The organism is Nocardioides sp. Soil796, from assembly GCF_001429525.1.
In the GTDB taxonomy this organism is placed as follows: Bacteria; Actinomycetota; Actinomycetes; order Propionibacteriales; family Nocardioidaceae; genus Nocardioides.
Genome location: NZ_LMSQ01000001.1, coordinates 93,602 through 105,707 on the forward strand (window position 1 = coordinate 93,602; position 12,106 = coordinate 105,707).

General features: G+C 69.8%; 10 protein-coding genes. 1 reads left to right on the forward strand and 9 read right to left on the reverse strand.

Annotated features, from left to right (window positions below; all coding sequences use genetic code 11):
• Positions 1-12: 12 nt before the first annotated feature.
• From ASH02_RS00385 to ASH02_RS00425, 9 genes are all read right to left on the reverse strand, one after another.
• Complete coding sequence (locus ASH02_RS00385; RefSeq protein WP_056680631.1) at positions 13-1,548, reverse strand: ATP-binding protein; 1,536 nt, start codon at positions 1,546-1,548, stop codon at positions 13-15.
• Positions 1,548-3,053 (reverse strand): SCO6880 family protein, encoded by a 1,506-nt coding sequence (locus ASH02_RS00390; RefSeq protein WP_056680628.1) that lies wholly within the window; start codon positions 3,051-3,053, stop codon positions 1,548-1,550. The genes ASH02_RS00385 and ASH02_RS00390 overlap by 1 nt, the downstream gene beginning before the upstream one ends.
• A 74-nt stretch (positions 3,054-3,127) precedes the next feature.
• Positions 3,128-5,098: a type IV secretion system protein gene (locus ASH02_RS00395; protein ID WP_056680625.1), complete on the reverse strand. Its 1,971-nt coding sequence runs from the start codon at positions 5,096-5,098 to the stop codon at positions 3,128-3,130.
• Positions 5,095-5,871 (reverse strand): hypothetical protein, encoded by a 777-nt coding sequence (locus ASH02_RS00400; protein ID WP_056680622.1) that lies wholly within the window; start codon positions 5,869-5,871, stop codon positions 5,095-5,097. The genes ASH02_RS00395 and ASH02_RS00400 overlap by 4 nt, the downstream gene beginning before the upstream one ends.
• Positions 5,871-6,737 (reverse strand): hypothetical protein, encoded by an 867-nt coding sequence (locus tag ASH02_RS00405; protein ID WP_056680619.1) that lies wholly within the window; start codon positions 6,735-6,737, stop codon positions 5,871-5,873. Before ASH02_RS00405 ends, ASH02_RS00400 begins: the two co-directional genes overlap by 1 nt.
• Positions 6,737-7,030, reverse strand: coding sequence for a hypothetical protein (locus ASH02_RS00410; RefSeq protein ID WP_011755687.1), 294 nt, complete (start codon positions 7,028-7,030; stop codon positions 6,737-6,739). The genes ASH02_RS00405 and ASH02_RS00410 overlap by 1 nt, the downstream gene beginning before the upstream one ends.
• A gap of 40 nt (positions 7,031-7,070) precedes the next feature.
• The gene (locus ASH02_RS00415; RefSeq protein WP_056680616.1) at positions 7,071-7,919 is read right to left on the reverse strand and encodes a hypothetical protein; all 849 of its coding nucleotides are present in this window, start codon (positions 7,917-7,919) and stop codon (positions 7,071-7,073) included.
• Positions 7,916-8,137 (reverse strand): hypothetical protein, encoded by a 222-nt coding sequence (locus tag ASH02_RS00420; RefSeq protein ID WP_056680613.1) that lies wholly within the window; start codon positions 8,135-8,137, stop codon positions 7,916-7,918. The genes ASH02_RS00415 and ASH02_RS00420 overlap by 4 nt, the downstream gene beginning before the upstream one ends.
• 61 nt (positions 8,138-8,198) lie before the next feature.
• A complete protein-coding gene (locus ASH02_RS00425; RefSeq protein ID WP_056680611.1) occupies positions 8,199-9,152 on the reverse strand; it encodes a hypothetical protein in 954 nt (317 codons plus the stop codon).
• Between the two features lie 367 nt (positions 9,153-9,519).
• Between ASH02_RS00425 and ASH02_RS00430 the strand changes: the two genes are divergently transcribed.
• The coding region (locus ASH02_RS00430; RefSeq protein WP_235538933.1) for an NACHT domain-containing protein at positions 9,520-12,039 on the forward strand (2,520 nt) is incomplete at its 3' end.
• Between the last annotated feature and the right edge of the window lie 67 nt (positions 12,040-12,106).

Sequence of the window (12,106 nt, forward strand, 5' to 3'; positions counted from 1 at the left end):
GGTCGCGCGCGCTCAGGCGGCGGACTCGATGGCCTCGTTGGTGTAGTAGAGCTTCTTCTCCAGCGGGTGGAGCACCGTCTGGACCTTGTAGGTGGCGTCGCCGATGCACCACAGGGCGCGGCCCTTGTCCTGCATGGCCCACCCGGAGACGAGGTCCTGGGCGATCGGGCCGAGCCCGAGCATGGAGTCGAGCTCGCGGGCGACCCGGGGCTTCTGGGCACCGAGGATCTTGATGTCGGCCAGCTCGAGGAGGTCCTTGGCGATCATCGCGGCCTGGGAGTCGGCGTCGCCGACCGAGAGCAGGTCGGAGGGCTTGTGGAGGTTGCAGAACTGGATATCGCCGCCCTTGCCGGCCATGCCGCGTGAGAGCCGCAGGTCGGCGTCGAAGCTCGCCACTGCGGCGGTTCCGAGGCGCATCTGCTTCCAGACCTCGTCGCGCACCACGATGCGCAGGTCGCCTGGCTCGGCGATCTCCCGCAGACCACGCCCCCAGGAGTTCATGCACAGCAGCGCGATGCCCACGGCCTCATCGCCCAGGCCGTCGAGCCGGGAGAGGCTGAACGACTGGATCGGGGCCCGCCAGTCGACCTCGATGTTGGTGAAGTCGTCGAAGAGGCCGGCGAGGGTGCCGGTGACCAGCTCGCCAAGCGCGTTGCGCAGCAGCCGGGTCTCGTCGAGGAACTGACGGGTGTTCGCGTATTCGCAGGCCCGGACGAGCTCCTCGGTGGGGTTACGGAGCAGGTCCCACAGCCGCGGGATGGTCGTCTCCTGCAGGACGCTGTTGCCGGCGGCGTAGCCGGTGAGGATCGCCAGCGCGTTGCGCACGACGTCGCTCTCGTCGGGGCCGAACGGCACCCGGCGCTCGTCGTCGATCTTCATGCTGCCGACCAGGCCTCGGACCAGGACGAGCCACCGCTTGAAGATGATCGTGGCGCGGCGCTGCGCCTCCTCGGCCGAGAGCTTCTCCCACCCGTCGCCGAGCGGCCCCATGGACAGCGGGTTGACCCGGGCCCAGAAGCCGGGGGCGATGACGAAGGGTTCGACACCGAGCGCGCGGCACAGCGACTCGTACTCGTCCTTGACGTCGCCAGTGACCAGGGTGCGGTAGCCGAACGGCGTCATCCGGGTGCAGAACGCCTTGGTGGTGCCGGACTTGCCACTTCCCGGCTTGGCGAACTGGAAGATGTTGGGGTTGGTCGCGGGCACGTCGTCGCGCAGCACCCAACCGAACGGGTCGCAGTAGAAGCTGCCGCCGGAGAGCTGGTCGACGCCCATCTGGGCGCCCGTCGGGGGCAGGGCGGGAGCCGAGACGAAGGGCCAGAACACCGGGGCCTGGTCGCTGGTCATCCGCCAGGCCATCGCCGGGGCGGTGGCAGCAGCCCAGCCTCGGCCGCGGCGGGTGGCACCGCGGCGCGGCGCGTAGCGGAAGAGCCGGGGCTCCTTGGCCTCCGGGGCGAGCGTGGGGATCGTGGGCAGGTCGTGCCCGAAGTCGGAGAGCAGGGCAGCCATGTCGCGGCCGCCACGGCGGTTCCGGCGGGTGGTGGTCATCAGGCGTCTCCGCTCCGGGTCAGGCTCGTGCCGAGGGGGATGGTGGACGCGGCGAACCCGACGTCCTGGGCGAGGTCGAGGCGCAGCGGTGCGAACCCGGCGCGTCGGACCGAGGCGTCCAGGCGGCGCCCGAACTCGGTGATCCGCATCGACTTGGGGACGGTGACCGTGCACACGCCGTAGGGCCGGGTCAGCGAGTTGCCGCGGGCCAGCTTGGCGTCCAGGCCGCGGGCCTTGTGGGCTTCGTCGCGCTGCTTGGCGCGGGTCTTTCGGCCGAGCTTCTCGTTCATCCCCTCGGCCAGGTCGGCGGCCCACTCGGCGTTGCCGGACTGCCGGTCGGCCTTGGTCTGAGAAACGATCGGGTACGCGACGACGAACGATCGCCGCTCACCGAACTCGCTGGGGGTGAGGATCGGTGCCAGGGCACCCATCGCGACGTCGCGGGTCGGCAGCTTGATGGTGGCGCTGACCGAGTTCCAGGCGTCGTGGCTGTAGTGCCGCACCGTGGCGTCGGCACCCGAGGGGCCGGCCATCGCCCACGGGACGTCGGCGTTGACGCTCGGGTCCTTCTCCCGCAGCGAGAGGGCCTCGACGATGCCGGCGCGGTCGCCGGGGGCGAATCCGGTCCGGCAGGCCAGCGCAAGCTCGGGGCTGGTGAGCCAGCGCACCGTCGTCATCCCCATCGGGCCGCGCAGCTGGGCCTCGATCTCGGCCATGAGCAGGTAGAGCTCGCGGCAGCGGCCCTCGAAGCCGCCCCCGGACTCTTTGGCCGACCTCGCGATCCGGGTCTCCGGGATCACGACCGTCACGAATTGCTCGGTGCGCACCGATGCCTGGGTGAGGCCGTGGGCCAGGTCGCTGTTGACGACCTCCGACAGCCCCGGGGCGTTGGGGCGGCGGTGGCGGTTGACCCACAGGTCGCGCTCGGCGCCGTCCTCGGGGACGGTGCGCACCATGAAGAGGATCTCGTCGACCTTCTCTGTGCGACCGGCGACGTCGAGCAGCCCGGCCAGCGCCTCGCCGTAGCGGGCGCGCTCTTCGGTGTCCTTCATGCCGATGCCCGGGTGCACGATCGAGGCCGTGACCGCCCAGGTTTTCATGGCGTGGTCCTCGATGATCGCTACGCGCTGCAGCTGCGAGCCGTGCGGCGGGCCGTCGTGGATCCGGACGCCCTGGAGGACCCCGGGCAGGTCCGGGGTGTCGAGGTCGTCGCCGCGGCCCTGGGCGGCCTTGGCGCGGAACGAGGTCCAGCCGAACAGGCCGCCGACGGCGTACATCGTCGAGGCGAACACCCAGCCGGTGGCCGAGCGGCCGCGCACCGGGATCACGGTGATGGCCAGCAGGAACACCCAGACCAGAGCGAACAGAAACGCGGAGAACCACGCTCCGCGGCTGATTGCCCAGAACGCCGGCAGGCTGGCCAGCGCCAGGAACATCAGCTGGCCTCCGGAGAGGCCGAAGAACCAACCGATGCGGTCGCGCTGGTAGTCGGCGTAGGTGGTCATCGTCGGCTTCCCTTCTGGTCAGTGAGATCGGTGGGTGTCGATCGGTGCTCGAGCTGGGGCGGTCGGCGCATCGGTTACACCGCCACCGGTGGGATGCCGCCAGCTGCCGCGCCGGCGCCGCCGGCACTGCCAGCCGCTCCCCCACCGCCGGCGGCCGGGGTCTTGGGAGCGGCGTCAGCTCCTCCGCCGCCCTGGCCGCCTGAACCGCCGCCGGGGCCGCCGCCGGTGGGCAGCGTCGTCGGGGTGGGCGGCGCAGGAGGCGTGGGCGGGGTCGGCATCGACGAGTCCTCGTCGCTCCGGTCGCCGTTCTGCGACCCGGGGTGGGTCCCGCCCTGGCCGCCGGACTGGCCACCGGACTGCCGTCCACCCAGGCCGCTGAAGTCGGGGCCGTAGGTGCTCTGGCCCACACCGGCCTGGTTGCTCTCGTCCGACATCAGAGAGGTCGCCTTCGCGCCGGCGGAGTTGATCCAGCCCATGCCGGTCGACAGGGCCTGGCCGACCGGCCCGAAGCTGCCCAGGGCGCCCTGGGTCGACTTGCTGAACCGGTCGCCGGTCGAGGCTTCGGCGCTCTGCTCGCCCGAGGAGCGGCCGTTGGCGTCAGTGGTCGACGCAGCCGACGAGCCGCCACCTGCGCCGCCGCCGCTGAGCAGGCCCTGGAGGCCGCCCTGGATGGCCATGCCCTGGCGGAACGACGCGCCGCTGGGGGTGCCGGGGTCGACGAAGGCCAGGAGCTTGAACAGGGACAGCGGGGCGACGACGCTGATCAGGATCGTCATCACGGCCGGCAGCGCGGTGCCGAACGCCTTGGCTGTGTCCTCGGCCAGGTGGGCGGCGACTCCGTTGGCGAACTGCACGCCGATGCCCAGCACCATCACCATCAGCACCGGGGTGAACGCCGCGGCGTGGAACCAGCGCAGCGACTTCCAGAACCAGGAGCGGGTGAACTCCGAGACCAGGCCGGCGGCCGCGAGCGGCCCCGTGGCGGTGAGCACCAGCAGGGACGCCGCGCGGGCCAGGTAGACCAGGACGTGCCCGATGGCGGCCAGCCACAGGAAGATCCCCAGGAAGGCAAGAGCGGTGGCCACGCCGGCGTCGGCGATGTCGTCGATGCCGAGTCCGCCGAGCGGGTCCCAGTCGGGCCAGGTCTGCACCTTGAGCAGCGACTTCATCAGCGCCTTGGTCAGCGCCCCGCACGCCGCGATGATCATGACGCAGTACCCGAACCAGCAGGCGCACACCAAGACGAACTGGCCGGACCCGATGAAGGCCCGGGCGAGGCTCTTGCCCTCGCGCTTGAAGGCCGCGGCGCCGAGCTGGATCATCGCCAAGATGACCACCAGGGCCAGCGCCAGCCACAGGGTGAAGGCGTAGACGTCCTTGCCCGGGCCGTCGGCGCTCAGGTCCGGAGTCAAGAACAGCTCACTGAACGTGAGCACGATGCGCAGCACGAACAGGCCGGAGTTCCAGATCGCGAGCATGGCCGCGGTCCAGGCGTCGGCCGCGGCCTTGGCGATGACGTCGCCGATGGCCTCGAACGGGTTGGGGATGTCACCGAGACCGGGGATGCCGCCGCCGAAGAGGTCACCGACGTTCGGCAGACCGGGGATCCCGGGCAGCCCAGGGACGCCCGGAAGCCCGGGCAACCCGCCGATGTTGCCGCAGATCGCGTCGAGGATCCCGCAGCCGTCGGGGAGCAGATCTCCCGCGCCGTCCAGCAGGTCGCCGGCACCGTCCTTCACATCGCCGGCGGCGTCCTTGCCGCAATCGATCGGGTCCTTGGCGCAGTCGACGGCGTCGCCGCCGAGATCGCACAGGGCGTCGGGCCCCGGGCAGCCCATCTTGAGGTTGCGGGCCGGCAAAGTGCCGCTGGCCACCACCGGGGCGATCGGAGCGAGGTGCGCCGTGCTGGCGGCCGGCTCGCTGGCCGCTGCGGCGGGAGGCTGGAGGGTCGAGGCAGCTCCGAGGAGCGTGGTGAGCACCAGGAGCGCCAGGGCGGCGTTGGCGAGTCGGCTCGCCCGGCGCACGGCGGTGATGACGGTGCTCACTGGGGAGCTCCGTTGATCCGGATCCAGCCGGCCTTCGCGAACTCGGGGGTGCCGGGCGCCACCGCCTGCGGCTGGCCCTCCGAGACCAGGTGCTCGATGTCCGCTTCGCTGCCCTGGACCAGTCGCCAGTCACCGTCGAGCCACCGCATCAGCTGGGTGCCGGCGTAGAGGCTGTCCTTGACCTGGCCGTCAACGGTGGTGAGGGTGACGTAGCTGAGCAGGTTCACCGCGTAGTAGCCGGTGTCGAGCTCCTCGAGTGTGAAGGCGACCGGGGTGACGGCGTACGACGCGGGGGCGGGCACGTCGCCCTCCTTCGCGACGCCGGCCTGCTGGCGGCGCAGCGCGACCGCGGCGCGGGAGCGCTCCTCGAAGACGGCCTTGTCCTCGGGATTGGCGTAGAGGCGGGCGACGGTGACGGCCTGGTCGAAGTCGAACCCGAGCTGTGCCTTGGCCAGCTCGACCTGAAGCGCCACGGCGCCCAGGTCGGTGGCCGGAAATCCCGTCGGGTAGCCGTCGACCTGGTCGTCGCCGGTCGGGATTACGACTCCGTCGACCGGCGCGGTGTCCGGTGCGACCTGCTCGACCGATGCGTTCTCGACCGTCTGGCTCGAGTTGTCCCCGCCGGTGGCGTCGGGGCCGCCGGAGTCGTCGTCGGCCCGGGTGCGAGCACCGAGCCAGACGACGGTGGCCACCATGCAGGCGATCCCCACCAGGATGCCGATGCGCACCAGGGTGGCCCGCGAGTCGTCGTTGCCGGTCGTCAGGTTCTTCATCAGTGGTCCCCTTCGATGTGGTCAGGGTCAGTGGTGTCGTCGGTCGACCAGGTGCGCCAGCCGGCCTCGTGGGCCAGCTGCGTGCCGGGCCAGGTCGCGGGGGCGGGTGCGGGCGGGGCGCCGGGAGCGACCATCCAGCGCCCGCCGACCCACTGCATGCGCTCGCAGTGGGCGAAGGCGATCTGGCCTTCCTGCTTGTAGGAGGCGGTGACCTTCATCAGCACGCAGACGGTGGTCCAGTCGGGCCCGTCGGTGCCCTTCACGAGCGCGGCGGCCGGCTCGAGGGAGACCGAGGCGCTGGGGTCCTTGACCTCGCCCATTCCGGTGCTGGTCAAGAAGGCCTGGACGCTGGCGGTGATCCACCACTCCTCGGCGCGGACCCCGCCGGGCAGAGCCCAGGCGTTGTAGACCTCCGCCGCGGTGGTCAGGCTCATCGACTGCAGCACCGCCAGGTCGATCTGCGCGAGCTGCCCGATCGCGCCCTCGGGGGTGTGCGGGAACCCGGTCATCACGAACGCCGGTCCGTTCACACCGGTGCCAGCCGGGACTTTGATGACGGGCACCTTGGCGCTGGGGGTCGCGGCCGGGAAGGCGGCGCTCTCGGGAACGGCCAGCATCGGCTCGGCCGCTACCTCGTCGCGATGCACGGCACCCTGGGCCACCGTCGAGCGATCGGTCTCGCCGGTGGCGACGTCGGTGTTGGCGCTGGCTTCCTCACCGATCCCGGCGACGGCCAGGTAGACCGCGTAGCCGAGGCCACCGAGCAGGAGCACCGCCACGACGACGGCGGCGACCAGGATTCCGAGCAGGCGGCGCCGGCCCCACTCCGTGGCACCTTCGGCCTTCTTCGTGGCTGCGCGCCGCATCAGATGCAGCCCTTGCCGAGGATCCCGTTGAGCATGCCGGGCAGGACCAGGTAGGCGATCGCGCAGGCGAACACGACCACCACCGAGATCACCCCGACCTTGGAGGCGTGCGGCAGGGAGAACACGCGGCCGGCGATGATCGCGCCGATGGCGATCACGATGCCGAGGCCGAACAGGACGATGACGCCCCACAGCACGTAACTGGTGATCTCGTTGGTGGGTCCGACGGCACCCGGCGGCGCCTTCGGGCAGACCTGGGCGGCCATCGGGAGGAGAGCGGTCATGACGTCCATGGGTGGACTTCCTTTCTGGGTTTGCTTGACTCGGTGCGGGTCAGGCGCTTTCGCTGGTGTCGGTGGACAGGTGGGCGGGCTCGAGCAGCTGACGGGCTGCCGAGATGAGGGGGGCCGGGACGGGCCGGGAGTCCAGGCCGTTGACCGCGAGCTCGCGTTCCTCGGGGATCTCCACGCACCGGTCCGCGACCAGGGCGCGACGTACGGCGGGGCCGCCGGCGTGCTCGAGGCCCCGGGGCCACTTCTTGCGGCGCGGCCCACGCACGGCGAGGGCGATCTGCTCGGGCTGCCAGTGGTTGGCCAGCAGCTCGAGCGCGACCGAGGCGCGACGCATCCCGGGGACGGTGGCGGTGGTGACCAGGACGACCTGGTCGGCGGTGCGGACGGCCTCGGCGAGCCAGCAGTCGGTGGCCAGCAGCAGGCCGGCCTCCCAGCCGACGTCGAGGATGGTCAGCTGGGTCTCGTTCTCGGCGTCGATCGGCAGCGGAATCTCGTCGACGCCGGCGAGCACCTCGCTGGCCCGCTCGAGCAGGACGTGGTCGCGCTTGCCCTGACGCCAGTCGGTCGGGTGCAGGCCGAGCTCGGCGGTGCTTGCGGCGGCGAGACCAGAGGCGGTGACCGAGCAGCACTCGATCACCCGGACCGGGCCGGCGGCAGCCAGGCCGGCAGCCAGGGCGATGGTGCTGGCCCCGACCGACCCGGCGCATCCGATCACCGCGATGGTGTGCTCCCCCGCGGCTGGCGACCAGTCGTCCGCGGCGGCGGGGCCGCGGCCGCGGGGTCCCTTGCCGGCGCCGACGCCGGTGCGGAACTCGCCGGCGTTCACGGCATCCCAGGCCCGCTTGAGCTCGTCGACCCCGACCGGGCGGCTTGAGATCTGGGTGCTCACTGGGCCTCCCCGATGCCGCCGCGGCGGAACTCAAGCGCGGCGCGGACCTCAGCCGGAGTCAGGCTTGCCAGCTGTGCCTTGGCGGCCTGGACCTCGTGCAGCTGGGCGACGCAGCCGGTGAGCTGCTCGATCGCCTCGGTCTCGCGGCCGGCGATCGCGAACAGCTCGGCAACCTGCTCCGGCGTCCGGCTCTCGCGGTCGTCCTGGGTGTTCGTCATGGGCTTCACCACCTCCAGTCGCCTATGTGTAGTGGGGCGGTGGGAGCGATCACGGTTGCGCTCATTCGTCATGGCCGAACTTCCTCGGGGCGGCCGCGGCGAGGGCGCGCATGCTGCGCGAGCCGCGGCGACGGACGGTTGCCTCGGACACCCCGACCCGCGGCGCGACCCGGCTGGACACCTCGTTGCTCAGCAGACCGCCGTAGCCGCGAGCAAGGTTGCGGGTCTCGACCCGGTCGGCCTCGTCGACCAGGCACAGCAGCAGGTACCGGTCGGCCGGGCTGATCACCTGGTTCTCGCAGGCCCACGCCAGCAGCTCCAGCAGCTCCTCGGTGGCCGACGGCTCCTCCTGCTCCGGGCCGGCGTCGGCGAGGATCTCGGGACGGTGGAACAGGGCGCCAGCAACCCGTTCGGTCGGCATCGCGGCGGCGCTCCACACTCCTGCGTCGCCGTCGGCCAAGTCTCCGGACGAGAAGAACTCCACGAGGGTGGTGTTCGCCCACGTGCGGTCGGCCCGGGAGACGTAGAAGAAGTCCCCGACCTCGCGGAGGACGCCGACGCGAGTGTTGATCAGGATGTTCGCGGCGACCTTGCGCAGCCGGCGCCACTTGAAGGTCCGAACCTCGATCCACAGCTGGGAGGCCACCAGCTCGTCGATCCGCTCGACGGCCGACCAGGAGCCTGCCGCGACGGGCTGGCTGTCGCGGAAGACCTCGCGGGGAGGGAGGGTGCTCAGCCAGCCGGCGAGCCGGCACGCGCCGGGCAGCAGGCACTTGGCGAGCGCGGCCGCAGCAGCGATGTCGTCGCCGCCATCCGGAGCCGCCAGCATGGCCAGCGCCAGGAGGACCTCGTCAGAGGCTGCGCTGTCCACCGAGGGCAGCCAGGCCCGGAGGTCGTCGAACTCCTCGACGACTCCAAGCCGTGGATCCGCGGCCACCCAAGCCGGCCACTTCTGGCGGGCCTGGTCGAGCAGTTCGCTGTTGTCGTCGAGGCCGAGCTGGTCACCCACACTCATCGCACTCGCTCCCCTTTCGTCCGTGGCTGTGCACGGCAGAAAGGTCGCGAGCGGGCGTCCCCGCATCCGTCCCCCCAAACCCCCGATTTGGAGGGGGGACGCAGAGGAGGGACGCGCGTTTCCGCAGGTCAGAGGCCGTCCCCCCGAAAATTGCAGAAACTTCTTGACCAGGGTGGCGCGGGGCCTATTCGTCGAGATGCGCCGAACGTTTCCAAACGCGACGCACCTACCTTTCAACACAGAATCGGTAGGGATTCGCTCCGCGGCAGCGCCCTGGTGACAGACGGACGGGTGACCGCGCGGGTCGAACCCGCCGTGTCGCTGCGCGTTGCTACCTTGAGCCGTCCGTCGAACAGTGGAGTCGTCCGTGAAGCACCAGCTGCAGTTGTTGTGCCCCGGTGCCTTTCAGTCGATGGCCGCTGCGCTGGCGATCGCCGAGTTCGGCCCAGGTGTCCAGGTCATGGGCGCTGGCAAGGACGGCGGCCGCGATCTGTACTTCGAGGGCAACCTGAAGTTCGCCTCAGCACTCGAGCCCTCAGAAGACACCTTCAGCGGTTACACCGTCTTCCAGGTCAAGCATCACGACAAGATCTCCGACTCGGAGACCACCAATGCCTCGTGGTTGTGGGGAGAGGTCAAGAAGGAACTCGACGCCTGGGCTGAGTGGGATAGGAAGGACCCGCGCGATCCCCTGCCCGATCAGCTCGTCTTCATCACCAACGTCGCACTCACGCCCGTTCAGAACACGGGCGGCCACGACGCCATCCGCAAGAACATCAAGGCCTACCGCGACAGACTCAACGACCCCAGCCGCGACATCGACGATCAGGATGCAATTCTCGATAGGGTCCAGCGGCGCAAGCGGATCGCGCACATCAAGACGATCCGATTCTGGGACGGCAACCAGCTAGACGCTCTGTTGAGCACGCACGAAGGCGTGCGCCGCCGGTTCGACGCCTTCTTGACCGCCAGCGACGTCTTCACCTTCATCTCTGAACTCACGGGCAACATCGCCCTTAAGGACAGCGAACCGGTTCTGCTTGACCAGGCACGCACCGAACTACTCTCCGACGGGCTCGTGTACTTCGACGACGCCGGTGACCGCGAAAACCGCGGCATCCCGGTACACGAGGTCGCCATCGATCTCCCCGTGACCTTCCCGGGCGGAGGCCACAGGAGCACCGTGCTGCGGCATGTCTTCGAGCGGGGAGACAACCTCCTAGCTCGAGACATCACAGCTGTGGACGGGCCGCGCCACATCGTCCTCACCGGCCAGCCGGGCAACGGGAAGACCACGATCTCCAAGCTGATCGTGCAGGCATACCGGGTTGCAGCGCTCAAAGGCTCCACGGCACTAGCGGCCAACCACGACACCGTGATCACCGGGACCGTGGACGTGCTGCGGAGGCTGGGGCACCAACTCCCGCGGCACCGGCGCTGGCCGCTGCGCATCGACCTCGCCGACTACGCGGAGGAACGAGGCCACAAGCTCGACCAATCGCTGATGCGATACGTGGCCGAACACATCAGCAAGAAGTCGAACCATGGCACCGTCACTCCCGCAACGCTGACCTCCTGGCTGCGCGCTTGGCCCTGGCTAGTCGTATTCGATGGCCTGGACGAGGTCACCGAGCCAGAGACGCGGCGCACGGCGATCGAGCGCGTCGTGGAGTTCGTCAACAACGCAGAGGGAGACCGATGCGACCTACTCGCCGTCATCACGACCCGCCCGGTTGGCTACACCGAAAACATCGACCCGACGTCGTTCGAAACCATCGGACTGGACGACCTGACACCCGCTGAGGCCGTCGCCTTCGGAACTAAGGCCGCCCAAGTACGCCTTAGCGGCGACGACGAGCGGATCGGCAAGGTCGTCACGGCCCTTCGGAACGCTGCGCAGGATGAGAACCTCGTCAAACTGCTGCGGACGCCGCTGCAAGTACTCATCCTGTCGATCATCGTCGACGGCGCAGGGACCATCGCACCAGACCGGTACAGCCTGTTCTGGAGCTATTACGACACCGTCGTACGACGAGAGCGCAACAAACCGACGATGGTCCGCACGCTCCTGACCAAGTACGAGCCGTTCATCCACCAGCTTCACGAGCGCGCCGGCTTCGTGCTTCAACAGCGCAGCGAGACGGCCGACCACTCCACGGCTGTTCTAACAGAGCCGGAGCTGCGCGACATCGTCTGGCACATCCTCAACGACGCCGAGTTCAAGCCCGACGGGCACCACTCCGACGTCCTGGACTCGATCATTAGGTCTGCCACACAGCGACTGGTCCTGATCGCGCCCCGGAACGACGGCTTCGGTTTCGACGTGCGCTCACTCCAAGAACTCATGGCGGCCCGGCGAATCAGCGACGCGCCCCTTGAGACCCTGATCAACCGGCTACGTCTCCTGGCCCCCAGCCCACATTGGCGCAACACCTGGTTGTTCGCGACAGGAAAGATGTTCGCGGAACCTCGCGCCCACGAACATCAGGCCGTGGTCGAGCTCATCGAGACGGTCGACCAGGAGGCTCCCGAACGATTCGGATCGCATCTACCGATCGGCCCCGAGGTAGCTCTCGACGTCCTTGACGACGGTATGGCGCGCGCATGGCCGAACTGGAGCCGCCGCATCTTGGCTCACGGGCTCCACGTACTGGACGCGCCCTCTACGTTCAACCTGGACCGGTCGCTACGCATCCTTCTGCGCTACGCCGACAGCGGTGCCGAACAACGAGACGCAGTAGCACGAATGATGCGTGACGACCTCACAGCCACCGCAAACCGTCTGACGGTCGCCAGCGCGGCAGAGATGGTGTCCGCCATCGAGCACGATCTGCAGGTCAACGAGCGCACACTGGGACTCGGCTTGGTCCTGAACCAGCTGGCCAGCNACTCCCCCCCCCCTGCCCGCCGGGCGTGGACTGGACAGCGTTCGACGACGAGCTCGACACCAGCCC